The sequence below is a fragment of the Streptomyces sp. NPDC088766 genome (assembly GCF_044750845.1).
Taxonomy (GTDB): domain Bacteria; phylum Actinomycetota; class Actinomycetes; order Streptomycetales; family Streptomycetaceae; genus Streptomyces.
On sequence record NZ_JBIVKQ010000013.1, the window covers coordinates 30,175 to 55,882 of the forward strand.

Sequence of the window (25,708 nt, forward strand, 5' to 3'; positions counted from 1 at the left end):
CCCGCCGGGCCGGGCGGCCGGGGTCCAGGGGGCGGGGGCCGGGGGCAGAGGGTTCTGGCCCCGGCCCCCGTGTGCGCTCACGCCGCCCGCTGCGCCGTCCTGACCGGCTCGGCCGTGTGGAGCGACCCCGCTCCCAGGTCGGAGACGATGGCCGCGGACGCCCGGTGCGCCGAGTGCAGCGCGCCCTGGACCGTGCTGGTGTCCCGGTGGTCGCCGCAGACGTACAGCCCGGCCAGCAGCCGCACCGGGCGGCGCAGGTCGTGCGGCGCCCGCATGGCCGGCACGGCCTCGGCGGTGTGGTGCACGGCCAGCGTCTCCCAGCGCCCGGTCGAGGTGCCGTACAGCCGCGCGAGGTGCCTGCGGACGGCCGCGTCGACCCCCTCCGGCGGCGCCCCGAGCACCGTGGAGGAGATCAGCGTGCGGCCGGCCGGGGCCCGGCTCGGGTCCACCCGGCTGAGCACCGCCGTGTGGGCGACCGGTCCGCTCCGGTCGGCGTCCAGCAGCAGCGAGGCCCCGGTCGCGAGCGGCTCGTCCGTCGTGTGGTGGAGGACCGTGACGGGATGGAAGCCGGGCACCCGCAGGCCGGGCAGCAGCTCCGCCGCGGTGCGCGCGCCCGTCGCCACCAGCACCGCGCGGCACCGGAACTCGCCGTGCTCGGCGGTGGTCACCGAGGTCGTGGAGACGGCGGTGGCACGCACCCCGGTGTGCACGGTTCCCGGCGGCAGCGTCCGCGCGAGCAGGTCGGGCAGGACGTCGGCCCCGCCCTCCGGCACGCACAGCCGTCCGGCCGCGAAGGCGCGCAGCGCCAGGTCCGCGCACCGGCTGGAGGTGGTCAGGTCCGGGTCGCACAGCAGCGCGGCGAGCAGCGGCCGCAGGAAGCCGTCGATCGTGCGGGCGGGCAGACCGCGCGCCGCGAGGGCCTCGGCGGCCGGTGCCTCGGGCCGGCGCAGCAGCCGTTCGGCGGGCGTGGCCGCGAGCCGGGTGAGCGCGGCGCCGAGCCGGGCCTGGTCCACGGCCGAACCCAGCGGCGCCCCGGTCCGCATCCGTGGCGGTGCGGCGGTCGAGCCGGTGCGCTGCCGTGGCAGCGCACCGCTCCGGGGAGCGCCGGCGAGGGCGCGTACGGCGTGGAGTGCGCCCCTTGCGCCCCCAGCGCCCGCCTGCGCGCCTGCGCGATGGTGGCGTCCGCCGCTGTGCAGCAGGACCCCCGGGGCGAAGGGACGCAGGGTGAGCGCGTCCAGCCCGGGGGTCAGGGCCAGTTCGGGATACGCCGTGGACAGCAGCTGTCCGATGCGGTCGAGCCGGAAGCCGTCGACCTTCTCGGTCGCCATGCGGCCGCCCACGCAGGGGGCGGCCTCCAGGACCGTGGTCGTCACTCCTGCGCTGGTCAGCCGATGCGCCGCGGAGAGTCCGGCGACCCCGGCCCCCACGATGACGACGTCCGTCCGGTACGCGGGCTCAAGCACGTGCCCCTCCTCGAGGTTGCGCGGCCGATGGAGACGTCATGCCCCCGACCGGCTTCCTGGATACCCGAGTTCGGATCGAGCGTAGGCCCGTGACCGGTCGGGAACAGTCGCGCATGGACAGGGCACGGTCGCACGGCGGTCGCATACGGCCCCGACGGGTCCTCAGGCGGCCCGGAGGGCGTCCTCGATCCCGGGGAACGCGAAGGTGAACCCCGACTCCAGCAGCCGCTTCGGCACCACCCGCGCGCTGCCCAGCACATCCCCGGCCATCTCGCCCAGGACTCCCCGCAGCACCGGCGCCGGCACGGAGAACAGCGTCGGCCGGTGCAGCACCCGCCCCATGGCCGCGGTGACCTCACGGTTCGTCAGCGGCTCCGGCGCGGTCAGGTTGAACGGCCCCGACAGGTCGTCACGGTCCAGCAGGTGCCGGACGGCCGCCACCTCGTCGTGCAGCGCGATGTACGACCAGTACTGCCGCCCGTCGCCCATCCGCCCCCCGAGGCCCGCCCGGAACAGCGGGAACAGCCGCCCCCAGGCGCCACCGTCGCGCGACACCACCAGCCCGGTCCGGGGGAACACCGTCCGCACCCCGGCCGCCCGCGCCGGTTCCGCCGCCGCCTCCCACTTCACGCACAGCTCCGGCAGAAAGCCCCGGCCGGCCGGCGCGCTCTCGTCGACGACCCGGTCGCCCGTCTCGCCGTAGTAGCCCATCGCGCTGCCGTTCACGAACACCCGCGGCCGCTCGTCGAGCGAGGCGACGGCCTCGGCGAGGGCGGTCGTCCCGTGCACCCGGCTGTCATGGATGCGGCGCTTGTACTCGTCCGTCCAGCGGTGGTCGCCGACCCCCGCGCCCGCCAGGTTGACCACGGCGGAGCACCCGGCGAGTCCCGCCGCGTCCACCTGCCCCCGCTCGGGGTCCCAGCGCACCTCGTCCGCCCCCCGGGGCGCGTGGCGCACCAGGCGGACCACCTCGTGCCCGTCGGCGGTCAGGGACCGCACCAGGGCGCTGCCGATGAGACCGGACGCGCCGGCCACCGCGATTCGCGTTCGTTCCATGGACCCATCCTGCCCCGTGACCCCGCGACACCCTCGCCGGGACAAGCCGCCCGACTCGTAGGATGCCGCTCATGACCGGCCCTCTCATACGCCCCGCCCGGCCCGACGACGACGCGACGCTCGCCCTGGTCGACGCCCTGACCTGGTCGCCCCTGCACGCCGTCATGCCCCGGCCGCAGCCGCCGTACGGCCCCTTCTTCGACGCGCGGCACCTGCCCGAGGACCACCTGGTCGCCGAAGTGTCCGGCCGGGTCGTCGGCTACGTCCGCGTCGTCCGCCCCACCGAACTCGCCTGCAACGCGCACGTGCGCCAGATCCAGGGCCTCGCCGTCTCCGACGAGGCGCGCGGCCACGGTGTCGGACGCGCCCTGGTCCGGGCGGCCGTCGAGGAGACCCGCCGGCGCGGCGCCCGCCGCCTGACCCTGCGCGTGCTCGGCCACAACACCGTGGCCCGCGCGCTCTACGAGTCCGAGGGTTTCGCGGTGGAGGGCGTCCTGCCGGAGGAGTTCCTCCTCGACGGTGCGTACGTCGACGACGTGTTCATGGGCCGTTCCGTCCTGTGATCCACCTGCGGTCCTAGGAACCGACCAGCTCGCCCGTGTCCACGGCCGCCGTCGCCGTCGCCGCCCGCTCGGCGTCCCCGGCCACCTCGGCGGCCGTCAGGACGTACCCCGTCCCGGCGTCGGAGGTGGACCGGGCGAAGACGACCCCGAACACCCGGCCGTCGGTGGTCAGCAGCGGACCGCCGGAGTTGCCGGGGCGGACGGTGGAACGGATCGAGTAGATCTCCCTGGTGACGGTGGTGTCGTTGTAGATGTTCCGCCCGGTCGCGTCGACCCGGTTGGCCACCGTCGCCGCCTGGAGGTTCAGACCGCCGTCCTCCGGATAGCCCGCGACGACCGCGGAGTCCCCGCGCGAGGCGTCGTCGTCGAACCGCAGCTCCGGCGCCCGCATCCCCGGCACGTAGAGCACCGCGACGTCCCCGGCCGGGTCGAACAGCACCACCCGCGCCTCGTACGACCGCCCCACACCCCCGATCCGTACGGTCGGGTCGTCGATGCCCGCCACCACGTGCGCGTTGGTCATCACATGCTCGCGCGCGTACACGAACCCGCTGCCCTCCCGGCCCTGGTCGCCCGCGACGCCCTCGATCTTCACCGTGCTGAGCCTGGCGGCGTTCGTCGCGGCCGGGGTCACGCTGTCGCCGGTGGGCTCGGCGACCTCCGCCGTCGACTCGTTCTCGAACGGGTTGAAGACCTGCGGGAAACCCGCCTCGGTGAGCGCGGACGTGGCCCGTGAGAACCAGGCCGGGGTGGTGTCCGGCATCGTGTCCTGCACCGCCCCCAGCAGCCGGGAGTCCCGGATCGCCGACGACACCACCGGCGTCGAGGACACGGCCAGCACGCTCGCCGCCACCCAGGCCACGATCAGCACCGCCACCGAGTTCGCCACCGCCCCGCCGATCCCGTCGGCCACCCGGAGCGGCCCGCGGTCCAGCTCCCGGCGCAACCGCAGCGCCAGCCGCCCCGCCAGCTCGTGCCCCACCGCCGCCGGGACCAGCACGGTGAGCACCGCGGTGACCGTCGCCGCCGTCGTCCCCGGCGCCACCAGGTCCATCACCCACGGCAGGATCCACACGCCCACCGCCGCGCCGCCCACGAAACCGGCCAGCGAGACACAGCCGGCCACCAGTCCCCGCCGGTAGCCCGATCCGGCGTACGCCAGGATCACCAGTACCAGCGCGATGTCGAGCAGGTCCACGCAGCCGCCTTCCTCTCGGGCCCCTCAGTACGTGGGGGAGGGGCCCGGTGATCAGCCTCGCGCGCGGGGCCCGCCCCGACCGGCCGCGCACGCGTGCACCCAGGAAACGTCGCGGACCGGGAGGATGGTTCCACCGGGTGGCACAGCACACATCGCGGGCGGAACGGAACCGTCCGACAGTGGGTTCATGCGTGCCATCCGACAGGCCCCCCGCCCCGGGCGGAGGCCTGTGCAAAGACCCGGACGGAGACCCTGGGAACGGCCTTCGGCGCGGCTGCCGCGCCCCCTCCTCGTGGCCCTGGCCTGCCTGCCCGGACTGGCCGCCGTGGCAGCCCTGGGCCTGTGCGCGGGCGGCGTCGAACACGCCGCCACGGCGTCCCTGGCGGCCCGCCCCGTGCGGCGCGCGGCGCAGCTCCCCGCACACTCCGCCGCCCGGCCGCGCATCGTGCCGCGCTCGGTCTGGGTGGCCGACGCCGGACGCGCCCAGCCGCCGCCGCGCTACGACGACAAGGTCGTCGCCGTCTTCGTCCACCACACCGACTCGCCCAACGGTTACGACTGCGCCGACGCGCCCCGCATCATCCGCCACCTCTACGCGGGCCAGACCGGCGGCCGCGACTGGGACGACATCGGCTACAACTTCCTCGTCGACCGCTGCGGCACCGTCTACGAGGGCCGGGCGGGCGGCGTCGACCGGCCCGTCACCGGCGCGCACACCCAGGGCTTCAACCACCGCACGGCCGGCATCGCCGCCCTCGGCACGTTCACCTCGGGCGTCCCCGTGCCGCAGGCGATGGTGGACTCGATAGCGGCCCTCGCCGCCTGGAAGCTCGGCCTGGCGGACGTCGACCCGCGCGGGAGCGTCCGGCTGACCTCCAGCAACAGCGGCAGCCGGTACGCCGCGGGCGTCACGGCCGCCCTGCCCGCCCTCGCCGGCCACCAGGACGGCTACATGACCAGCTGCCCCGGCGCGGCCCTCAGCGCCCGGCTGCCGGAGATCCGGCAGACGGCCGCCCGCCTCCAGGGCCGGACGCTCACAGGAACGCCTTAGGCGCCGTTCAGGCTTCTCCCATCCGCGTCTCCTACGGTCATGCACAACACAAGCCGACCGAGGTGGGGATCATGAACGGCACGAACGGCATCCTGAAGACCGGCACCGGCACCGGCACCGGCACCACGCACCGCGGCCGGCAGGCGGCGGCCGCCGGGCGAGGGGCCCTCCGCAGCCCCTGGACGGTCGTCTGCGCCGTCGCCGCGGTCGTCCTCGGCCCCGCCGCGGCCACCGCGTCCGCCCTGGAACAGGCCAACAAGGCGCCGCTGCACCACGCGGTGCGGGCCGATCAGCAGGCGTACCTCCCGGCGGACACCACCCGCCGCCGCACGACGGTCTGACCCCGGCCCCGGCTGTTCGCGGCGCGGCCCCGGCTGTTCGCGGCGCGCCCGGCCGTTGGCTGCGCGCCCGGCCGTTCGCTGCGCGCCCGGCCGTTCGCGGCCCGGCGCCACGGTCAGCCCCGGAAGCGCTCCCACAGCCGCGGACACCGCTCCGCGAGCGCCCGCTCGCTCTCGAAGTCGACCGGGGTGCCCTCGGGTTCCGCCGGGGCGGGCGCGATGCCCAGGTCCGGGGCGACGGTCCCGGTGAGCTGCTCATAGGCCTCGTCGGCCGCGTAGCCCAGCTCCTCGCCGTCGCCGTCGATCTCCTCGTCGAACTCGCCCAGCAGCTCCGCGAGCGAGTCCGGGTCGTGCACGGCCCCCTCGTACACCTCCCGGCCCTGACCGATCAGCCAGCACCGGAAGAAGTCGAAGGCGTCGTCGCTCGCCCCGTCCAGCAACACCCAGGCGGCGCCCCACAGGTCCCAGGTGTACGCCCGGTTGTAGCGGGCCTCGAAGTGACGGGCGAAGTCGAGCACCATGTCGGGGTCCAGCAGGAGCAGCCGCTCCACCAGCAGATCGGCCTGGTCCTCCGGGTCGCCTTCGGCGGCCTCGCGGGTGGCGTCGACCAGTTCCCAGAACTCCGTCTCGTCCATCACGCGTCCCAGCATCCTGCCTGGACCGGTGGGCCGCACCCGGAGTGCGGGCGGTCTCAGGGGCGGTACAGCGCCGCCAGCCGGGCCGCGTCCTCGGCGAGACGGCGGCGCAGCGGCTCGGGGGAGACCACCTCGGCCTCCGGCCCCAGCGCGGTGAGCTGGTCGTGCGCCACCTCCTCGGACTCCACGCCCAGGGTGACCGTCACCCACCCCCGCGCGTCGGGCTCCCCGGCCCCCGCCAGGGCGTCCCGCGCGGCCACCGGGTCGACGGCGTACGGCAGCCGGCGCAGCCCCGCCGGCGTGAGCCGTACGACGACCTCGGTCCGCAGGATCGACCGTGCGAACCGCTCCGCCTGCCGGGCCCAGAAGCCGGGCAGATCGAACTCCTCGTCCCTGTCGAACCGTTGCGCGCCCGGTCGCGCGTCCGTGAACCGGTCGACGCGGTACGTCCGGAAGGCCCCCGCGCCGGCCACCCGCGCGCACAGGTACCAGACGCCCGCCTTGAGCACGAGCCCGTACGGCTCCAGCTCCCGTACGGCCTCCGTCCCGCCCCGCAGGTACCGGGCGGTGAGCGGACGGTCGTCCCACACCGCCTCCGCGACCACGGGCAGCAGCGGGGGTGTCTCCGGCTCCTGGAACCAGGCGGGCGCGTCCAGATGGAACCGCTGCGCCGCCGTCCTCGGGGCGTCCCGGAGGGACGGCATCAGGGCGGCCGACACCTTCAGGCGGGCCGCCGAGGCCGCGTCCTGCAGGCCCATCTCCCGGAGCGCGCCCGGTACGCCGCTCAGGAACAGCGCTTCCGCCTCGCCGCGGGCCAGGCCGGTCAGGCGGGTGCGGTAGCCGTCGACCAGGCGGTAGCCGCCGGCCCGTCCGCGCTCGGCGTACACCGGGACGCCCGCCTCCGACAGGGCCTGGGCGTCCCTGGTGACCGTCCGCTCCGACACCTCCAGCTCGCGCGCCAGCTCGGCGGCGGTCATGGCGGACCGCCCCTGCAGGAGCAGCACCATCTTGATGAGCCGGGCAGCACGCATACCCGCATGATGCCGGGTGGCACCGACAGGGCGCTCTGGCCCCCGGACCCCGCTCTGGCCCCCGGACCTCGCCGCGGCGGGCCAGCTGGGCGAGGGCCGCCACCACGATGGACTCCGCGTCGACGCCGAAGTGGCGGCGGGCGGCGTCACGGGTGTCGGACAGGCCGAAGCCGTCGGCGCCCAGCGACGAGTAGTCCTGTTCGACCCACTGCGCGATCTGGTCCGGGACCTGGCGCATGTAGTCGGAGACCGCGAGGACCGGCCCCGCGGCACCCTGGAGCGCCTGGCGGACGTACGGCAGCCGCTCCTCGCCGCGCAGCAGCGCCGCGTCGGCCTCCAGCGCGTCGCGCCGCAGCTCGGTCCAGGAGGTCGCGGACCACACGTCGGCGGCCACGCCCCACTCCTCGGCGAGCAGCTTCTGCGCCTTCAGCGTCCAGTGGATCGCCGTACCGGAACCCAGGAGCTGGATGCGCGGCGCGTTGGCCGCGGGGGACAGGCCCGCCGACTCCGCCGTGTTGAAGCGGTACAGGCCCTTGACGATGCCCTCGTCGATGCCGGGGCCGGCCGGCTTGGCGGGCTGCGGCATCGGCTCGTTGTAGACGGTCAGGTAGTAGAAGACGTTCGGGTCCTCACCCGGCGCCGCCTCGCCGTACATCCGGCGCAGACCGTCCTTGACGATGACGCCGATCTCGTACGCGAACGCCGGGTCGTACGTCAGCGCGGCCGGGTTGGTCGCCGCGATCACCGGCGAGTGGCCGTCGGCGTGCTGGAGGCCCTCGCCCGTCAGCGTGGTGCGGCCGGCCGTGGCGCCGACGAGGAAGCCGCGGCCGAGCTGGTCGCCGAGCTGCCACATCTGGTCGGCCGTGCGCTGCCAGCCGAACATCGAGTAGAAGATGTAGAACGGGATCATCGCTTCGCCGTGCGTGGCGTACGCGGTGGACGCGGCGATGAAGTCGGCCATCGAACCGGCCTCGGTGATCCCCTCGTTGAGGATCTGGCCGTTCTTGGCCTCCTTGTAGTACATCAGCTGGTCGCGGTCGACCGGCTCGTACGTCTGGCCCTTGGGGGAGTAGATCCCGAGCGAGGGGAACAGCGACTCCATGCCGAAGGTGCGCGCCTCGTCGGGGACGATCGGCACCCAGCGCCTGCCGGTCTCCTTGTCGCGGACCAGGTCCTTGACCAGCCGGACGAAGGCCATGGTGGTGGCGACGTTCTGGGAGCCGGAGCCCTTGTCGAACGCGGCGAACGCCTTCTCGGCGGGGGCGGGCAGCGGGGCGAGCGCGTGCGTACGGCGGGCCGGGGCCGGGCCGCCGAGGGCGGCGCGGCGCTCCTGGAGGTAGCGGACCTCGGGGGAGTCGGCGCCGGGGTGGCCGTAGGGGACCACGCCGTCGACGAACTGGCTGTCGGAGATCGGCAGCTCCAGCAGGTCGCGCATCGTCTTGAACTCGTCCACCGAGAGCTTCTTCATCTGGTGGTTGGCGTTCTTCGACGCGAAGCCCTCACCGAGGGTGTGGCCCTTGACCGTCTGGGCCAGGATGACCGTCGGGGCGCCCTTGTGCTCGACGGCCGCCTTGTAGGCCGCGTACACCTTGCGCGCCTCGTGGCCGCCGCGGGAGAGGTGGAAGCACTCCAGGATCTTGTCGTCGCTCAGCAGCTTCGCCATCTCGACGAGCGCCGGGTCGGCGCCGAAGAAGTCCTGGCGGATGTAGGCGGCGTCGCGCGTCTGGTACGTCTGCACCTGGGCGTCGGGCACCTGGCGCAGGCGGCGTACGAGCGCGCCCGTGGTGTCGAGCCGGAACAGCTCGTCCCAGGCCGAACCCCACAGCGTCTTGACGACGTTCCAGCCGGCGCCGCGGAACTGGGCCTCCAGCTCCTGCACGATCTTGAAGTTCGCGCGGACCGGGCCGTCGAGGCGCTGGAGGTTGCAGTTGATGACGAAGGTGAGGTTGTCCAGCTCCTCGCGGGCGGCGAGCGCGAGGGCCGCCGTCGACTCGGGCTCGTCCATCTCGCCGTCGCCGAGGAACGCCCAGACGTGGGAGCCGGTGAGGTCCTTGATGCCGCGGTTGGTCAGGTAGCGGTTGAAACGCGCCTGGTAGATCGCGGAGAGCGGGCCGAGGCCCATCGACACCGTCGGGAACTCCCACAGCCAGGGCAGGCGCCGCGGGTGCGGGTACGACGGCAGGCCGTTGCCGCCCGCCTCCTGGCGGAAGTTGTCCAGGTGGCCCTCGTTCAGCCGGCCGTCGAGGAAGGCGCGGGCGTAGATGCCGGGGGAGGCGTGGCCCTGGATGTAGAGCTGGTCGCCCGAGCCGTCGGTCTCCTTGCCCCGGAAGAAGTGGTTGAAGCCGGTCTCGTACAGCCAGGCCGCGGAGGCGAAGGTGGCGATGTGGCCGCCGACGCCGTGTTTCGCGCCGCGGGTCACCATGGCCGCCGCGTTCCAGCGGTTCCAGGCGGTGATCCGGGCCTCCATCGCCTCGTCACCCGGCGTGGCGGGCTCGGCGGCGGTGGGGATGGTGTTGACGTAGTCCGTCTCGAGCAGCTTGGGCAGCGCGATGCCGTTGCCCTCGGCCCGCTCCAGCGTGCGCCGCATCAGGTACGCGGCACGGTGCGGCCCGGCCGCCTGGGCGACCGCGTCCAGTGAGGCCTGCCATTCGGCGGTCTCCTCCGGGTCCCGGTCGGGGAGCTGGTCGAGCGCGCTCGGCTGGATGGCGTGGGGGTCGGTCATGTCGCCGCCTTCCTCAGTCGAAGGGGGTTCCCTCATCGGTAAGGGTTCGGGGGTGCCCTTTGTCTTTGGCAGGACAGGGCGGTGGGGCTCCGCCGCGGAGTCGTGGTACGACACCGCCGCGTGGCCCGTCGGTGACTGTAACCCCCTGATCGATGATCGATCAAAGGGTTGAGGGTGAAAACCTCTTGATCGCGAGAAAGTCGGCACGGGGTGTCTCGCGCAAAGGCACCCGGTGCCGCATTTTCGAAAGGTTTTCGCAGGTGGGGCCACGTATGAGCGAATGTGCGCTCAGTGGCGTCCGGCGCCCTCGTTGCCCTCGGCGCGCACCGCTCAGGCCCGCGGCGCGCAGCCCAGCACGTGCGCCTTCACGATCTCCGCGATGCGCGGGTCCCGCCGCTTGAAGGCCGCCACCAGCTCCTCGTGCTCCTCCGCGTACGACTGCTGCACCGTCCCCAGCCAGCGGATCGACAGCGCCGTGAACACCTCGATGCCCAGGCCCTCCCAGGTGTGCAGCAGTACGGAGTTGCCGGCCGCGCGGACCAGCTCGCGGTGGAAGGCCACCGTGTGCCGCACCTGGCCCGTCCCGTCCGACGCCCGGTCCGCCTCGTACAGCGCGGCCACGTGCGGCTCCAGCGCCGAGCAGTCCTCGGCCAGCCGCTGCGCCGCCAGCTCCGCGGCGATCGCCTCCAGACCGGCCCGGACCGGATAGCTCTCCTCCAGGTCGGCCGCGGTCAGGTTCCGCACCCGTACGCCCTTGTTCGGTGCGGACTCGATCAGCCGCAGCGACTCCAGCTCGCGCAGCGCCTCCCGCACCGGTGTCTGGCTGACCTCCAGCTCACTGGCGATCCGCCGCTCCACGATCCGCTCGCCCGGCTGCCAGCGCCCGCTGACGATCCCCTCCACGATGTGCTCGCGGATCTGTTCGCGCAGCGAGTGGACGACGGGCGCGGTCATGAGGGCTCCTTAGGGAGGGGCCGCCCATCGGCCCCGGGGGCGTTTGACGTTTAGACAATACGGCCGCGACGGGTTCGGGGAGCGGCTCACGGGGGTGCTTCCGCGCAGGTGAGACGAGACTTACACGCCACTGACGGCTTGTCCTGCCTTCGAGGACGAGGCCTGTCCAGGACCGAAGCACGGCTTTGGGGCGGCGGCTCCGGGACGGGGACGGGAAGGGTCGGCGGGGCGGGGACGGGAAGGGGCGGCGGGGCGGAAGAGGTCCCCTGGACGCCAACGCGCGGCGCCCCCGCCCGGGTGACCCGGGCGGGGGCGCCGTACGACACTGTGCGCTGACTACAGGCCGAGCTCGACCTCGAACTCGCCCGCCTCCAGGATCGCCTTGACCGCCGTCAGGTAGCGGGCCGCGTCGGCGCCGTCCACCAGCCGGTGGTCGTAGGACAGCGTCAGGTAGGTCATGTCGCGGACGCCGATGACCGTACCCTCCTCCGTCTCGATGACGGCCGGACGCTTCACCGTGGCCCCGATGCCGAGGATCGCGACCTGCCCAGGCGGCACGATGATCGTGTCGAAGAGGGCACCGCGCGAACCGGTGTTGGAGATGGTGAAGGTCGCGCCGGACAGCTCGTCCGGAGTGATCTTGTTGCCGCGGACCTTGCCGGCCAGCTCGGCCGTGGCCTTGGCGATACCGGCGATGTTCAGGTCGCCCGCGCCCTTGATGACCGGGGTCATCAGGCCCTTCTCCGAGTCCACCGCGATACCGACGTTCTCGGTGTCGAAGTAGGTGATCGTGCCCTCGGCCTCGTTGATCTTGGCGTTGATGACCGGGTGGGCCTTCAGCGCCTGCGCGGCGGCCTTGACGAAGAACGGCATCGGCGAGAGCTTGACGCCCTCACGGGCCGCGAAGGAGTCCTTCGCCTTGGCGCGCAGCTTCATCAGCCGCGTGACGTCGACCTCGACGACCGACGACAGCTGGGCCTGCTCGTGCAGCGCCTTGACCATGTTGTCGCCGATGACCTTGCGGATGCGCGGCATCTTGACGGTCTGGCCACGCAGCGGGGAGGCCTCCAGCGCGGGGGCCTTCTTCGCGGCGGCGGGGCCTGCGGCGGTCGCGGCGGCGGCCGGAGCCGGGGCAGCGGCGGCGGCCTTCGCGGCCTCGGCGGCGGCGACGACGTCCTGCTTGCGGATACGGCCACCGACGCCGGTGCCCTTGACCGAGCCCAGGTCGACGCCGTTCTCGGCGGCGAGCTTGCGCACCAGCGGGGTGACGTAGGCACCCTCGTCGCCGGCCTGCGCGGCGGCAGGGCCTCCGGCAGTCGCAGCGGCGGCCGGAGCGGCCGGAGCCGGAGCGGCCGGAGCCGGGGCTGCGGCGACCGGGGCTGCGGCGACCGGGGCGGGCGCGGCCGGAGCCGGAGCCGGGGCGGGCGCGGCCGGGGCGGGCTCCGGGGTGGGCGCGGGTGCCGGAGCGGCGGGCGCGGGGGCGGCCGGAGCCGGGGCGGCGGGGGCGGGCGCGGCGGGCGCCGGGGCCGGGGCGGCGGGCGCCGGGGCGGCGGCCGGGGCCGCACCCGGAGCGCCGATGACGGCCAGCTTGGCGCCGACCTCGGCGGTCTCGTCCTCGCCGACCGTGATCTCGAGCAGCACACCGGAGGCGGGCGCCGGGATCTCCGTGTCGACCTTGTCCGTGGAGACCTCGAGCAGCGGCTCGTCGGCCTCGACGGAGTCGCCGACCGACTTCAGCCAGCGGGTGACGGTGCCCTCGGTGACGGACTCGCCGAGCGCGGGCAGGACGACGTCCGTGCCCTCGGCGGAGCCGCCGCCGGAGGCGGCCTCGGCGGTGGGGGCGGGGGCCGGGGCCGCCTGCTCGGTGGAGGGCTGCGCGGCCGGGGCCGGCTCAGGGGCCGGCGGGGCGACCTGCTCGGCGGCCGGCGCCTCCTCGGCGGCCGGCGCCTCCTCGGCGGCCGGGGCCGGCTCGGCAGCGGGCGCGCCGGTGCCGTCGTCGATGACGGCCAGCTCGGCGCCGACCTCGACGGTCTCGTCCTCGGCGACCTTGATGGACGCCAGGATGCCGGCGGCGGGCGAGGGGATCTCGGTGTCGACCTTGTCGGTCGACACCTCGAGCAGGGGCTCGTCGGCCTCGACGCGCTCGCCCTCGGCCTTCAGCCAGCGGGTGACAGTGCCCTCGGTGACGCTCTCACCGAGCGCCGGAAGGGTTACGGAAACCGCCATGGTTTCGGTTGCTCCTTACGAATTGCGGAAGTCTGTGTCGTCGCGGAGTCGCGGAGTCGCTTCGTCGACCGAGGGTCAGTCGTGCGAGTGGAGCGGCTTGCCGGCCAGGGCCAGGTGGGCCTCGCCCATCGCCTCGTTCTGCGTCGGGTGGGCGTGGATGAGCTGCGCGACCTCGGCCGGCAGCGCCTCCCAGTTGTAGATCAGCTGGGCTTCGCCGACCTGCTCGCCCATGCGGTCGCCGACCATGTGGACGCCGACCACGGCGCCGTCCTTGACCTGGACGAGCTTGATCTCGCCCGCGGTGTTGAGGATCTTGCTCTTGCCGTTGCCCGCCAGGTTGTACTTCAGAGCGACGACCTTGTCCGCGCCGTAGATCTCCTTGGCCTTGGCCTCGGTGATGCCCACGGAGGCGACCTCGGGGTGGCAGTACGTCACCCGCGGGACGCCGTCGTAGTCGATCGGGACGGTCTTCAGACCGGCCAGCCGCTCCGCCACCAGGATGCCCTCGGCGAAGCCGACGTGCGCGAGCTGGAGCGTCGGGACGAGGTCGCCGACGGCGGAGACGGTGGGGACGTTCGTGCGCATGTACTCGTCGACCAGGACGTAGCCGCGGTCCATCGCGATGCCCTGCTCCTCGTAGCCGAGGCCCTGCGAGACCGGGCCGCGGCCGATGGCGACGAGCAGGATCTCGGCCTCGAACTCCTTGCCGTCGGCGAGGGTGACCTTGACGCCGTCCTGGGTGTACTCGGCCTTCTGGAAGAAGGTGCCCAGGTTGAACTTGATGCCGCGCTTGCGGAACGCGCGCTCGAGAAGCTTGGAGGAGTTCTCGTCCTCGACCGGGACGAGGTGCTTGAGGCCCTCGACGATGGTGACGTCGGTGCCGAAGGACTTCCACGCGGAGGCGAACTCCACGCCGATGACGCCGCCGCCCAGGATGATCGCGGACTTCGGCACGCGGTCCAGGACGAGCGCGTGGTCGGAGGAGATGATCCGGTTGCCGTCGATCTCCAGGCCCGGCAGCGACTTCGGCACGGAGCCGGTCGCCAGGAGCACGTGGCGGCCCTGGACGCGCTGCCCGCCCACGTCGACGGAGGTCGGCGAGGACAGACGGCCCTCACCCTCGATGTACGTCACCTTGCGGGAGGCGACGAGCCCCTGCAGGCCCTTGTACAGGCCGGAGATGACACCGTCCTTGTACTTGTGGACCCCGGCGATGTCGATGCCCTCGAAGGTGGCCTTGACGCCGAACTGCTCGCTCTCGCGGGCCTGGTCGGCGACCTCGCCCGCGTGGAGCAGGGCCTTGGTGGGGATGCAACCCCGGTGCAGGCAGGTGCCGCCGACCTTGTCCTTCTCGATCAGGGCGACGTCCAGGCCCAGCTGGGCCCCGCGCAGGGCCGCGGCGTAACCGCCACTGCCACCGCCGAGGATCACTAGGTCGAAAACGGTGCTGGCGTCGTTCGCCACGTCACGTCCTCCATGCATGTGCGCCGTGCGCCGGTCGTCGCTGACCGCCGGCGGCTGGTGTCCGGCCGCTCTTTCTTCGGCCCTGTGGTGGGGGCCCTGTCCTGCCGAGCCCCATCTTCGCACCTGTGGGAGCCGAACGGGACGCCGGGCCGGAGTTGCCGGCTGTTCGCCGCCGGGGAGTGTGCACAAGGGTGGTTCAGCGCGATCGTGTGGCGGCCGGCTTTCGGACTCGCGGCGTCCTGGGCCGTTCGGGCTGCGGTGACCGCGCGATTTGAGACCCCCGGTACGGCGTCGGCGTGCGGTGCCCCCGCTCCACCGGAGTGACCGTCCGGGGCCTCCCCGTCGCCTCCGGCCGTACCCGTCCGCCCAGGTCGTGAGGGAGCCGGCCTCCCGGGGCGGACCACGGAAGGGATCCGTGTCGCCGCCCCGGGGCCGGGTGCGCCGGGGACCCGGGGGCACCTCCCGCGCCCTTGGGGCAGTGGGGGAACGCCCAGGACCGTCCGGGGCGCGCGGCCGAGGCGGTTCACCTCTGCTCGGTCCGCAGGAAAGGTGTGAGACACCCCACGCCCACTGGTGTGCGGGGCGAGCGGCCCCACCGGGGGTGCGGGGACGTGCCGATCGGCGGCGCGCCGAGTGACCAGGCACACAGTCCCCGCACCCGCGGCGGTCAGCCGAGGTCGCCCTCCGCGGTCAGCTCCGCCAGCCGCACCAGCGTCCGCACCGCGGTACCCGTACCGCCCTTGGGCGTGTAGCCGAACGGCCCGCCCTCGTTGAACGCCGGTCCCGCGATGTCGAGGTGCGCCCAGGTGATCCCCTCGCCGACGAACTCCCGCAGGAACAGACCGGCGACGAGCCCGCCGCCCATCCGCTCACCCATGTTCGCGATGTCGGCGACGGGGGAGTCCATGCCCTTGCGCAGGTGGTCGGGCAGCGGCATCGGCCAGGCCGGCTCGCCGACCTCCTCGGCGGCCTCGTGCACCGTGGCGCGGAACGCGTCGTCGTTCGCCATGATGCCGAACGTCCGGCTGCCCAGCGCCAGCATCATCGCGCCGGTCAGGGTCGCGACGTCCACGATGGCGTCCGGCTTCTCCTGGGAGGCGGCCCACAGCGCGTCGGCGAGGACCAGCCGGCCCTCGGCGTCGGTGTTGAGGACCTCGACCGTCTTGCCGCTGAACATGCGCAGCACGTCACCCGGGCGGGTGGCGGAGCCGGACGGCATGTTCTCGGCCAGCGCCAGCCAGCCGGTGACGTTGACGTCCAGGCCGAGACGCGCGACGGCGACCACGGCGGCGAAGACCGCCGCCGCACCGCTCATGTCGCACTTCATCGTCTCGTTGTGCCCGGCCGGCTTGAGCGAGATGCCGCCCGAGTCGTAGGTGATGCCCTTGCCGACGAAGGCGAGGTGCTTCTTCGCCCTGGAGGAGGTGTACGACAGCTTCACCAGGCGCGGGGCCGCGGCCGAACCGGCGCCGACGCCGAGGATGCCGCCGTAGCCGCCCTTGGCGAGGGCCTTCTCGTCGAGGACCTGCACCTTGATGCCGTGTTCCTTGGCCGCGGTCTGGGCGAGGGCGGCGAAGGCCTGGGGATCGAGGTCGTTCGGCGGGGTGTTGATGAGGTCCCGGGCGCGGTTGAGCTCCTCGGTGACGGCGGCGGCGCGGGCGACGGCGGCCTTGTGGGCGGCGTCGCGCGGCTTGCCGCCGAGCAGGACGGCCTCGGCGAGCGGGCCCTTGCCGTTCTTCGCCTTGGCGTCCTTGCCCTGCTCCTTGTAGACGTCGAAGGAGTAGGCGCCGAGCACGACGCCCTCGGCGACCGCGCCGAGGTCGGCGGCGTCCGTCAGGGGCAGGGCGAAGGCGGCCTTCTTGGAACCGGCGAGGGTGCGGGCGGCCACACCGGCGGCGCGGCGCAGTGCCTCGGCGTCGTAGGAGGCGTCCTTCTCGGGCTCCGCGCCCAGCCCCACCGCCAGCACGAGAGGCGTCTTGAAGCCGGCCGGGGCCGGCAGCTTCGTCACCTCGCCCTCGGCGCCGGCGGCACCGAGGGTTTCCAGGACGCCGGCGAGCCGGCCGTCGTAGGCCTTGTCCACGGCCTCGGCGCCCGCTGTGACGACGGGGCCGTTGGCGCCCTTGGCGACACCGATCACGATCGCGTCGGCCCGCAGGCCGGGCGCCGCGGCGGTGCTGAGAGTGAGAGCAGTCACGGTGGTGATTTCTCGCTTCCGATGTGGAGTTGCTGTGGCCGATATGAGTGGGTCGACCGGGCCCGACAGCCGACCCTAGAACCGGGCTGGGGGTGCGGTCGTCACCGGGGTCGGCCCCACCGGCGCGGCGGACCGGCGCGGAGACCCCGCGACGAGCGTACGCGTGCGTGAGCGTTCGCTCGTGCACGGGAGCGTTCACCTGTCGGTGGCGTCGTGGCCACTCCCCGATCCTCGCATCCGGCTGACGCGGTCACACCTCTCGGGTGCGGTGGAGGGCGGCGTCCCGTGCCGGGCGGCGGCGGGGGATCATGGCGGGAGCCGCCGTCGCCCACCCTGGAGCCCGTCCGTGAGACGCATGGTCCTGCTGCCCGTCCTGCTGTTGCTGCTCGCGGGCTGCGCGTCCGCGCCGGACGGGGAGCCCGCGGAGGGGGACCGCTGGCGGCCGCGTCCCGGCACCGGCTGGCAGTGGCAGCTGAGGGGGCGTCTGGACACCTCCGTCGACGTGCCGGTGTACGACATCGACGGCTTCGACCAGAGCGCGGCGGCCGTCGCCGGACTGCACGAGGACGGCCGCAAGGTCATCTGCTACCTGTCCACCGGTGCCTGGGAGGACTGGCGCCCGGACGCCGGCAGGTTCCCGCGGGCGGTCCTGGGCGAGGGCAACGGCTGGGAGGGGGAACGCTGGCTGGACATCCGCCGTACCGACGTCCTCGAACCGCTGATGGCGGCCCGGCTCGACATGTGCCGCGACAAGGGCTTCGACGCGGTGGAACCGGACAACATGGACGGCTACCGCAACGGGACCGGTTTCCCGCTGACGGCCGCCGACCAGCTCCGCTACAACCGGCTGATCGCCCGGCTCGCCCACGACCGGGGCCTGTCCGTCGGGCTGAAGAACGACCTCGACCAGATCCCCGAACTCGTCGACGACTTCGACTTCGCGGTCAACGAACAGTGCGCCCAGTACGGCGAGTGCGCGAGGACGACCCCGTTCGTCGAGGCGGGCAAGGCCGTCTTTCACGTCGAGTACGAGCTCCCCACGAGCCGCTTCTGCGCCGAGTCCCGCCGCCTGAAACTGAGTTCCCTGCGGAAGGAGTACGAACTCACGGCGTGGCGCGAGGCCTGTTAGCCGGACACCCTCGTCACCCTCGTTACCTTCGGAAGTCCTAGCCGAGGCAGAGCACCACCAGTGCCGTCGTGGCCGCCGTCTCCGCCAGGCCGCCGAAGACGTCGCCGGTGACCCCGCCGAAGCGACGCGTGCAGTGGCGCAGGAGCAGTTCGGCGGCGACGACGGCGAGGACGACCGCGACGGGCGTGCGGACGGCGTCGAACGGGCCGAGCAGGGCGCCCCCGGCCGCCGCGGCCGCGAGGCAGCCCGCCGCCACGGCCAGCGCGCCGCGCACCGGGACCACCCCGGCGACCGCCGCGCCGAGCCCCTCCGGCCGGGCCGCGGGCACGCCGGCGCGGGCGGCGAGGGTGAGCGCCAGCCGGGCGGCGACCGCGCAGGCGACGGCCGCCAGGGCGCCCCGGGCCCAGGAGGAGCCGTAGAGCTGGGCCAGCGCGGCGACCTGGGCGAGCAGGACGAGGACGAGGGTGAGCACGCCGAAGGGCCCGATGTCCGACTGCTTCATGATCCGCAGCGCGTCGTCCGCGGGCCTGCCGCTGCCCAGCCCGTCCGCGGTGTCGGCCAGCCCGTCGAGATGCAGGCCGCGGGTGAGGGCGGCGGGTACGGCGGCGGAGGCGACGGCGGCGAGCAGCGGGCCCGCGCCGAGGAGCAGGAGCAGCAGCCCGAGCCCGGCCGCGCAGCCGCCGACGGCCAGCCCGGCCAGCGGGGCCGCGAGCATGCCCCCGCGCGCGGCCCCGCGGTCCCAGCGGGTCACCCGGACCGGGAGGACGGTGAGGGTGCCGAAGGCGAAGCGGAGACCGTCGAGGCCGGAGGACGGGGAAGGCGGCGTGGAGGGCGGGGTCGTGGACACCGGCGCAGGTTACCCGGCGGTCGGACGGGCGCCCCGGGGCGCCCGGGACGAAAATGCGCCTATGGGAGATTGGCTGCAGCGCAACATCGTCGAGCCGGGCAAGCTCCCCCTGCTCATCGCCCTCGCCTCCTTCGTCCTGACCTTCGTGATCACCCGGGTCATCACCCGCCTGATCCGCGCGGGCAGGGGTCCGTTCGGCAACGTCAGCGCGGGCGGGGTGCACATCCACCACGTGGTGCCCGGCGTCGTGCTCACCGTCGTCGGCGGCTTCGGCGCGGTGGCCAGCGGCCGGAGCGGCTTCGGCTCGTACGTCTGCGCGGCGGTCTTCGGCATCGGCGCGGGCCTGGTCCTGGACGAGTTCGCGCTGGTCCTGCACCTCGACGACGTGTACTGGACGGAGGCCGGCCGCAAGAGCGTGGAGGTCGTCGTCGTGACGGCGGCCCTCGTCGGCCTGGTGCTGGTCGGCTTCGCGCCGTTCGGCGTCAACGACCTCAGCGACGAGGAACTCCAGGACCGGGGCACCGTGCTGTCGACCGTGGCCGTCAACTTCCTGTTCGCCCTGGCCGTACTGAGCAAGGGCAAGGTGAAGCTGGCGGTCTTCAGCGTGTTCGTCCCGTTCGTCGCCCTGTTCGGCCTCGTCCGGGTGGCCCGTCCCGACTCGCCGTGGGCCCGCCGCTTCTACCGCAGGCGCCCCCGCGCCCGTGCCCGGGCGGTGCTGCGGGCCTACCACCACGACCGCCGCTGGGCAGGCCCGCGCCGGGTGCTCGGTGACTGGCTGGGCGGCAAGACCGACGCCGAGCTGAGCCGGGCCGCCGAGCACCGCACTGACGCGCCGCCGTGACGGCCGCGGGCCCCGGTGGCTACTCCGTGCCGAACGCCTCGGCGGGCTCCCCGGCGGACACCTTCCCGGCAGGTCCCTCGGGTCCCTCGGGTCCCTCGGCCTGCTCGGGCTCCCGGGGTGCTCCGGGCTTCTCCGGCAGCTCGGCGGCCAGGGCGGCGGCGGCCTGCACCAGCGGCAGCGCCAGCAGCGCCCCCGCGCCCTCGCCCACCGTCACGCCCTGGTCCAGCAGCGGCTCCAGCGCCATCCGGTCCAGCGCCTTCGCCTGCCCCGGCTCCCCGCTGCGCTGACCGGCCAGCCACCAGTCCGGGGCCCGGAACGCGATCCGCTGCCCCACGAGCGCGCACGCCGCCGCCACGACGCCGTCCAGCACCACCGGCATCTTGCGGACGGCGCTCTGGAGCAGGAAGCCCGTCATCGCGGCGAGGTCCGCGCCGCCCACGGTCGCCAGCAGCTGCACCTGGTCCCCGAGCACCGGCCGCGCCCGCCGCAACGCGTCCCGGATCGCCGCGCACTTGCGCATCCACGCCAGGTCGTCGATCGCCAGGCCGCCCCGCCCGGTCACCACGGACGCGTCGGTCCCGCACAGCGCGGCCACCAGCACGCCCGCCGCCGTCGTCCCGCCCACGCTGACGTCGCCGAGCACGACCAGATCCGTCCCGGAGTCGGCCTCCTCGTCGGCCACCGCGACCCCGGCGAGGAAGGCCGCCTCGGCCTCCTCCGCGGTCAGCGCGTCCTCGACGTCGATACGGCCGCTGCCGCGCCGCACCCGGTGGCGTACGACGTCCTCGGGGAACGTCTCCGGCGGGCAGTCCAGCGCCATGTCCACCACGCGCACGGGGACGCCGAGCCGCCCGGCGAGCACCGACACCGGCCGGCCGCCCTCGCGCACCTGGCGCACCAGCTCCGCCGCGCTGCCCGCCGGACGCGCCGAGACGCCCAGTTCGGCGATCCCGTGATCGCCGGCGAACAGCACCACCCGCGGCCGTACGACCGGCCGTACGGGCACCGAACCCTGCGCCGCCGCCAGCCACTCGCCCAGGTCGTCGAGGCGGCCCAGCGATCCGGGCGGCACGACCAGGCGTTCCCGGCGGGCCTCCGCGTCGCGGCGCACCCCGCCGTCGGGGCGCTCGATCAGATCGGTGAAGTCGTCGAGATTCAGCGAGCTCATTCGCCGAACAGTACCGGCACCGATCGAACGGTTCGGCGCCACATCGGCACCACACCCCCATGACGTCTTTGCACCCAAGATCGGCATCCCATACGTTCCGTTTTACTGCGAATTGCCGCATCCCTCGACGCCCCTCCACGGAGCCGCTCATGCCCCCCAGGCCCATCCACGAGCCGCGCCGCGACGACTGCCCCTGGTGCGGCTCGAAACGCCTGCGCACCCGCCTGCGCGCGTCCGACCTGCTCCAGCACCGGCCCGGCACCTTCGCCGTCGACGAATGCCGGGACTGTGCCCACACCTTCCAGAACCCGCGACTGACCGCGGAGGGGCTCGCCCTCTACCAGCGCCCCCCGGCGGGGGGCCTGCCCGGTGGCTCCGCCGAACGCGTCCTCGCCACCCGCACGCGGCGGCGCCGGCTGGTGGCCACCGCCCGCGCGATGCTGCCCTTCTCCGAGCCGGAGAGCTGGCTGGACGTGGGCACGGGGGACGCGCTGTTCCCCGAGGTGGCGAAGGAGGTCTTCGCCTACACCTCCTTCGACGGGCTCGACCCCACCGCGCGGGTCGTCCGGGCCCGGGAGGCCGGCCGTGTGGAGGAGGCCCACCAGGGGCAGCTCACCGACCCCGCCACCGGCGCACGGCTGCGCGCCCGCTACGACGTCGTCAGCATGCTCGGCCATGTGGAGCACACCCTCGACCCGCGCGCGGAACTCCGTGCCGCGCTCCTCGCGCTGCGGCCCGGCGGACATCTGCTCCTCGAACTGCCCGAGCCGCGCAGCGCGTTCGCGGCGCTGCTCGGCAAGTGGTGGGTGGCTCACGGGCAGCCGCGCCACCTCCACCTCATCCCGCTGCCCAACCTCCGCGCCGAACTCGAGTCCCGGGGCTGCACCGTCGTCACGGCCGACCGCAGCGGCGCCCACGTCCCCCACGACCTCGCGGCGGCCCTCGCCCTGTCCCTGTCCCACTCGGTCCCGGCCCCCCGTACGGCCCTGCTGCGAGCCGCCGCCCCGTTGGTCACCGCGGCGGGCGCCCTGGACCACGCGCTGGCCCCCCTGCTCCGCCACACCCGCTTCTCCAACACGTACCGGGTGATCGCCCGCAAGAACTGACCCCGGCACCGGTGGCGGCCGCCCCGGCCCCCGCCGCCGGAACCCCGCCCTGCGCGCCCCGTCCTGTGCGCCCCGTCCTCATGCCCGGCGGCGGTCGCGCGGGAGCGAAGCCCCGGCCCGCGGCCCCCTCTGTCGTCCGCAGGCAGGCGTGCCGCCCGGAGCCGCACGGGCGTGTGCCGGAGCCCCGCCCGAGCGAGCCGGGAGCCGGGGAGCCCTCCTGCGGTTCCGGGCCGTGCCGCGCCCCCGCCGTGCCGCGCCCCCCGCCGGGCCCTGGCCCCGGCACCGGACCCGGCACCGGACCCGGCACCGGGTCCCGGCACCGGGTCCCGGTATCGGCCCACCGCCCCCGGAGGCGCGCCGGCGCGTCAGCCCCGTAGCACCAGCACCTGTCCCGCCACCACCAGCAGCACCTCCTCGCACTCGCCCGCGACAGCCGCGTTCAGCCGTCCCAGCTCGTCCCGGTAGCGCCGTCCCGACGCCGTGGCCGGTACGATCCCGGACCCCACCTCGTTCGACACCAGCACCACCGGCCGCCGGGTCCCCCGCACCGCTCCCGCCAACTCCGCCACCCGGGAGCGCAGTTCGCGCTCACCGCCGTCCGCCCACACCGCGTCGTCCCAGGCGCCGACGGAGTCCATCGCGTCGGTCAGCCACAGCGACAGACAGTCGATCAGCAGGGGCGGCGCCCCGTCCTGCGCGAGCAGCGGCACCAGGTCGCACGTCTCGACCGTCCGCCACGACCCCGGCCGCCGCTCCCGGTGCGTGGCGACCCGTGCCGCCCACTCGCCGTCCCCGCCCCGCGACCCGCCGGTCGCGACGTACAGCACGTCGGGGAAGGACTCCAGCCGCCGTTCGGCCTCCACCGACTTCCCCGACCGCGCGCCGCCCAGCACCAGGGTCCGCCGCGGCACGTCCGGCACCTCCTCGTACACCCCCACCGTCAGCGTCGATCCGTCCGGCACCGCCCGCGCCCCCGCCGCGGCCAGCCGGCGCCGCGACTCCGGCCCCGGGGGCACGTCGTGGTCCAGATGCACCGCGACGACGTCCGTCGTGGGCCCCACCGCGCCCACCGCCCGCAGCTTCGCCAGCGCGTCCGGCCGCCCCACCACGTCGGCGAGGACCATGTCGTACCGCTCGGCCGGCTCCCCGCCCTCCTCCAGCCCGGCCGGCGCGCCGCCCGGCGGCAGGTACAGCAGCCGCTGCCCGCCCGGGCCGGTCACGGCGTACCCCGTACCGGGCGCGTCCATCGCCACCGCCCGCACCCGATGCCCCGTCAGCTGCGTCAACTCCCTTCCGTCCGGCACCCGGACGGGTTGCGGCAGCCCGGCCGGCACCTCGACCGCGGGTCCGTCGTGCGGATGCGACAGCAGCACCTGCCGTACCCCGCCCAGGGAGTGCCCGGAGCGCGCCGCGGCGAAGGCCGCGCCCGGCGTGAGGTCGAGCAGCAGCGCCCCGTCCACGAGCACCGCGGTCGCCGCCCGGGCGTCCACCCCGAGGGAGGTCGCGCAGACGGCACAGGGACAGTCGGGGCGGGGGAGTCCCGCGGGGGCACCGGTACCGAGCAGAGTCACTTCCACGGACCTGATTTTCGCGCGTCCGATCAGGTCTTGCGCATCCGGCTAGGCTGCGTGCCAGGAGCCGGACCATGATCCGGCTTCTGCTCTGCATGCGCTCACACGTTGGAGGCGTACATGGCGGCATGGACGTGGCGGTTCGAGAAGGCCGACGGGACGGAGGTCCAGCCCGCGGTGCAGCCGGAGGAGTTCACCACCCAGGGGGACGCCGAGTCCTGGCTCGGGGAGCACTGGAAGGCCCTGCTCGAAGGCGGCGCGGACCAGGTCCGGCTGTCCGAGGACGCCACGGAGATCTACGGCCCGATGAACCTGCACGCCGACGAGTCGTAGGACAGGCCCCCGGCCCGGGGTGGCCGGTCGACGGCCACCCCGCTCACCCCGCCCCGACCGCCCCCGTCACCGCTCGTCCGGCGGCGCGCCGGCCGTCCGCCCGTCGCCGTTGCGGGTGAAGTCGCGGGTGGAAGCGACCGGCCTCCGCCCGCGGGGCCGTGTCCCGCCCGCCGGGCCGCACTCGGGGCGGCGTCTCCCACGGCGAGGTCCCGCAGACCCGCCGGGCCCCGGCACCCGACCGGTCCTCGGGGAGCCTCTCAGCCCCGCACCCCGCACAGGTGCAGCAGCGCCGCCACACCGCGGTACGGGTCCGTCCGGCCCGCCCGCTCCTCCGCCGCCAGCAGCGGCTCCAGGTCCTCGGGGACGTCCGCGCCGTCCACCGCCGTGTCCGTGAAGACCCGCACGCCGTACCAGGTGTGCAGCGGTGCCCCGATGCCCGCGAGGGTCGCGGTCAGGGTCTCCCGGCGGTCCGCGCGGACGTCGAGGCCCAGCCGGTTGCGATACGCCGTGGTGTCGAAGGAGCTCAGGGCGCCCGCCCAGTCCCCGCCCAGCCCCGGCCGCATGGCCAGCGCGTCGGCGTTGCGGACCAGGAGGGACAGCAGCCCGCCGGGGGCCAGCACGCGCGCGAGGCCCGCGAGCAGGGGATCCGGCTCCTGGACGTACATGAGCACGCCGTGGCAGAGCACCACGTCGAAGCTGCCGGGCGGGAAGTGCGCACCGGTGTCCCGGCCGTCGCCCTCCATGATCCGCATCCGCTCCCGGATGCCCTCGGGCTCCCCGCCCAGGGCCTCACGGGCCGCGGCGATCATCGTCGCGTCCTGTTCCAGGCCGGTCACCTGGTGACCGAGCCGGGCCAGCCGCAGCGCCTGCGTGCCCTGTCCCATCCCCACGTCGAGCACGCGCAGCCGCTGCCCGACCGGATACCGCCCGGCTATCTGTTCGTCGAGCTGCCGGGCCACCAGCTCCTGCCGTACGACATCACGCAGTCCGCCGAGCCTGCTCAGCCAGGCCTTCGCCGCACCCCCGGAGAAAGAACCGGTGCTCAGGGCCGCTCTCCGCGCTTGACCTGCGGCTTGGGCAGCCGGAGCCGACGCATCTGGAGGGAGCGCATGAGCGCGTAGGCCACCGCGCCCCGCCGGTTCTGGTCGGGGAAGCGCTCGGCGAGCCGCTTCTTGAGACGGAACCCGGTCACGAGCGAGTCCAGCACGATCAGCACGATCACCACGAGCCACAGCAGCAGCGCGGTCGTCTGGAGCGAGCCCACCCGGACCATGCTCAGCACCAGGATGACCACGGCCATCGGCAGGAAGAACTCCGCCACGTTGAACCGCGAGTCGATGGTGTCGCGCGCGAACTTGCGCACCGGACCCTTGTCGCGGGCCGGCAGGAACCGCTCGTCACCGCCCGCCAGCGCCTGACGCTGGCGCTCCAGCTGGGCTCGGCGCTCCTCGCGCTGACGCTTGGCGGCGTCCTTGCGCGACAACGAGGTGTTGGCGACGCTGCGGCGCTGGGACTGGGCCTCACTGCGCTTGGGCGTGGGCCTGCCCTTCGGGGCCTGCGGGTCGCGGGTCTGCTTGGAGTCGGCCGGCGCCTTGTCGGCTACCGGGGCCTTCTCTTCCTTGGCACGGCTACGGAACACAAAACCCAAGGGTAAGCGCTCCCCGGGCATGGACCCCAGCCGGGCGGGGAACGATCCGGCAACACCAGTCGTCTGAAGTGAGGACGGACCCGGGACGAACCGGTGGAGAGGGGACGAGCGGTGGCGCGACGGTCACCCCGAAGGTCACCTACTCCTTACGCCGGAGCAAGGCCTTGGTC

The 25,708-nt window shown here is 74.3% G+C and carries 21 protein-coding genes and 1 pseudogene; 7 read left to right on the plus strand and 15 right to left on the minus strand.

The window, feature by feature from the left end; genetic code table 11:
- Positions 1-77 precede the first annotated feature (77 nt).
- Together ACIP5W_RS19355 and ACIP5W_RS19360 are read right to left on the minus strand one after the other, a co-directional pair.
- The gene (locus tag ACIP5W_RS19355) at positions 78-1,463 is read right to left on the minus strand and encodes an NAD(P)/FAD-dependent oxidoreductase (protein WP_401474564.1); all 1,386 of its coding nucleotides are present in this window, start codon (positions 1,461-1,463) and stop codon (positions 78-80) included.
- Between the two features lie 162 nt (positions 1,464-1,625).
- Positions 1,626-2,519 carry a TIGR01777 family oxidoreductase gene (locus ACIP5W_RS19360; protein WP_401474567.1) on the minus strand — a complete coding sequence of 298 codons (894 nt, stop codon included), beginning with the start codon at positions 2,517-2,519 and terminating at the stop codon, positions 1,626-1,628.
- A gap of 71 nt (positions 2,520-2,590) precedes the next feature.
- On the opposite strand from ACIP5W_RS19360, the gene ACIP5W_RS19365 reads away from it, so the two are divergent.
- Complete coding sequence (locus ACIP5W_RS19365; protein ID WP_401474570.1) at positions 2,591-3,082, plus strand: GNAT family N-acetyltransferase; 492 nt, start codon at positions 2,591-2,593, stop codon at positions 3,080-3,082.
- A 13-nt stretch (positions 3,083-3,095) separates the two neighbouring features.
- Here ACIP5W_RS19365 and ACIP5W_RS19370 read toward each other — a convergent pair whose 3' ends face one another.
- Positions 3,096-4,280 (minus strand): MarP family serine protease, encoded by a 1,185-nt coding sequence (locus ACIP5W_RS19370; RefSeq protein ID WP_401474574.1) that lies wholly within the window; start codon positions 4,278-4,280, stop codon positions 3,096-3,098.
- 187 nt (positions 4,281-4,467) lie between these two features.
- On the opposite strand from ACIP5W_RS19370, the gene ACIP5W_RS19375 reads away from it, so the two are divergent.
- A complete protein-coding gene (locus ACIP5W_RS19375; RefSeq protein WP_401474577.1) occupies positions 4,468-5,331 on the plus strand; it encodes a peptidoglycan recognition protein in 864 nt (287 codons plus the stop codon).
- Positions 5,332-5,402: 71 nt separating this feature from the next.
- Positions 5,403-5,672 (plus strand): hypothetical protein, encoded by a 270-nt coding sequence (locus ACIP5W_RS19380; RefSeq protein ID WP_401474580.1) that lies wholly within the window; start codon positions 5,403-5,405, stop codon positions 5,670-5,672.
- A 113-nt stretch (positions 5,673-5,785) separates the two neighbouring features.
- Here ACIP5W_RS19380 and ACIP5W_RS19385 read toward each other — a convergent pair whose 3' ends face one another.
- The 7 genes and pseudogenes from ACIP5W_RS19385 to ACIP5W_RS19415 form a co-directional block, all read right to left on the minus strand.
- Entirely contained in the window at positions 5,786-6,319 is a 534-nt protein-coding gene (locus ACIP5W_RS19385) for a DUF4240 domain-containing protein (RefSeq protein WP_401475031.1), read from the minus strand.
- A gap of 41 nt (positions 6,320-6,360) precedes the next feature.
- Complete coding sequence (locus tag ACIP5W_RS19390) at positions 6,361-7,335, minus strand: helix-turn-helix transcriptional regulator (protein ID WP_401475034.1); 975 nt, start codon at positions 7,333-7,335, stop codon at positions 6,361-6,363.
- A 121-nt stretch (positions 7,336-7,456) separates the two neighbouring features.
- Positions 7,457-10,093: pseudogene (aceE, locus tag ACIP5W_RS19395) on the minus strand (pyruvate dehydrogenase (acetyl-transferring), homodimeric type); the annotation flags it as partial.
- Between the two features lie 294 nt (positions 10,094-10,387).
- Positions 10,388-11,011, minus strand: coding sequence for a GntR family transcriptional regulator (locus ACIP5W_RS19400; RefSeq protein WP_366060811.1), 624 nt, complete (start codon positions 11,009-11,011; stop codon positions 10,388-10,390).
- A gap of 336 nt (positions 11,012-11,347) precedes the next feature.
- Complete coding sequence (gene sucB, locus ACIP5W_RS19405; RefSeq protein WP_401474583.1) at positions 11,348-13,237, minus strand: 2-oxoglutarate dehydrogenase, E2 component, dihydrolipoamide succinyltransferase; 1,890 nt, start codon at positions 13,235-13,237, stop codon at positions 11,348-11,350.
- Between the two features lie 75 nt (positions 13,238-13,312).
- A complete protein-coding gene (gene lpdA / locus ACIP5W_RS19410) occupies positions 13,313-14,701 on the minus strand; it encodes a dihydrolipoyl dehydrogenase (RefSeq protein ID WP_401474586.1) in 1,389 nt (462 codons plus the stop codon).
- A 667-nt stretch (positions 14,702-15,368) separates the two neighbouring features.
- Positions 15,369-16,895 (minus strand): leucyl aminopeptidase, encoded by a 1,527-nt coding sequence (locus ACIP5W_RS19415; protein WP_401474589.1) that lies wholly within the window; start codon positions 16,893-16,895, stop codon positions 15,369-15,371.
- Between the two features lie 355 nt (positions 16,896-17,250).
- On the opposite strand from ACIP5W_RS19415, the gene ACIP5W_RS19420 reads away from it, so the two are divergent.
- Positions 17,251-18,024 (plus strand): endo alpha-1,4 polygalactosaminidase, encoded by a 774-nt coding sequence (locus ACIP5W_RS19420; RefSeq protein ID WP_401475037.1) that lies wholly within the window; start codon positions 17,251-17,253, stop codon positions 18,022-18,024.
- Positions 18,025-18,061: 37 nt separating this feature from the next.
- Here ACIP5W_RS19420 and ACIP5W_RS19425 read toward each other — a convergent pair whose 3' ends face one another.
- A complete protein-coding gene (locus tag ACIP5W_RS19425; protein ID WP_401474592.1) occupies positions 18,062-18,871 on the minus strand; it encodes an adenosylcobinamide-GDP ribazoletransferase in 810 nt (269 codons plus the stop codon).
- Between the two features lie 61 nt (positions 18,872-18,932).
- On the opposite strand from ACIP5W_RS19425, the gene ACIP5W_RS19430 reads away from it, so the two are divergent.
- Positions 18,933-19,712, plus strand: a complete 780-nt coding sequence (locus ACIP5W_RS19430) for a hypothetical protein (protein WP_401474595.1) — start codon at positions 18,933-18,935, stop codon at positions 19,710-19,712.
- Positions 19,713-19,731: 19 nt separating this feature from the next.
- Here ACIP5W_RS19430 and cobT read toward each other — a convergent pair whose 3' ends face one another.
- Positions 19,732-20,880 (minus strand): nicotinate-nucleotide--dimethylbenzimidazole phosphoribosyltransferase, encoded by a 1,149-nt coding sequence (gene cobT, locus ACIP5W_RS19435; protein ID WP_401474598.1) that lies wholly within the window; start codon positions 20,878-20,880, stop codon positions 19,732-19,734.
- Between the two features lie 149 nt (positions 20,881-21,029).
- On the opposite strand from cobT, the gene ACIP5W_RS19440 reads away from it, so the two are divergent.
- A complete protein-coding gene (locus tag ACIP5W_RS19440; protein ID WP_401474601.1) occupies positions 21,030-21,986 on the plus strand; it encodes a class I SAM-dependent methyltransferase in 957 nt (318 codons plus the stop codon).
- 365 nt (positions 21,987-22,351) lie between these two features.
- On the opposite strand, the gene ACIP5W_RS19445 is transcribed toward ACIP5W_RS19440, so the two are convergent.
- On the minus strand, positions 22,352-23,563 hold the full coding sequence (locus tag ACIP5W_RS19445) for a bifunctional adenosylcobinamide kinase/adenosylcobinamide-phosphate guanylyltransferase (protein WP_401474604.1): 1,212 nt from the start codon (positions 23,561-23,563) through the stop codon (positions 22,352-22,354).
- 114 nt (positions 23,564-23,677) lie between these two features.
- Here ACIP5W_RS19445 and ACIP5W_RS19450 point away from each other — a divergent pair, with 114 nt between their 5' ends.
- Complete coding sequence (locus tag ACIP5W_RS19450) at positions 23,678-23,890, plus strand: hypothetical protein (protein WP_401474607.1); 213 nt, start codon at positions 23,678-23,680, stop codon at positions 23,888-23,890.
- A gap of 257 nt (positions 23,891-24,147) precedes the next feature.
- Here the strand turns inward: ACIP5W_RS19450 and ACIP5W_RS19455 are convergent, their stop codons facing one another.
- Positions 24,148-24,849 (minus strand): class I SAM-dependent methyltransferase, encoded by a 702-nt coding sequence (locus ACIP5W_RS19455; protein ID WP_401474610.1) that lies wholly within the window; start codon positions 24,847-24,849, stop codon positions 24,148-24,150.
- 83 nt (positions 24,850-24,932) lie between these two features.
- Positions 24,933-25,559, minus strand: coding sequence for a DUF3043 domain-containing protein (locus tag ACIP5W_RS19460; RefSeq protein ID WP_401474613.1), 627 nt, complete (start codon positions 25,557-25,559; stop codon positions 24,933-24,935).
- Between the last annotated feature and the right edge of the window lie 149 nt (positions 25,560-25,708).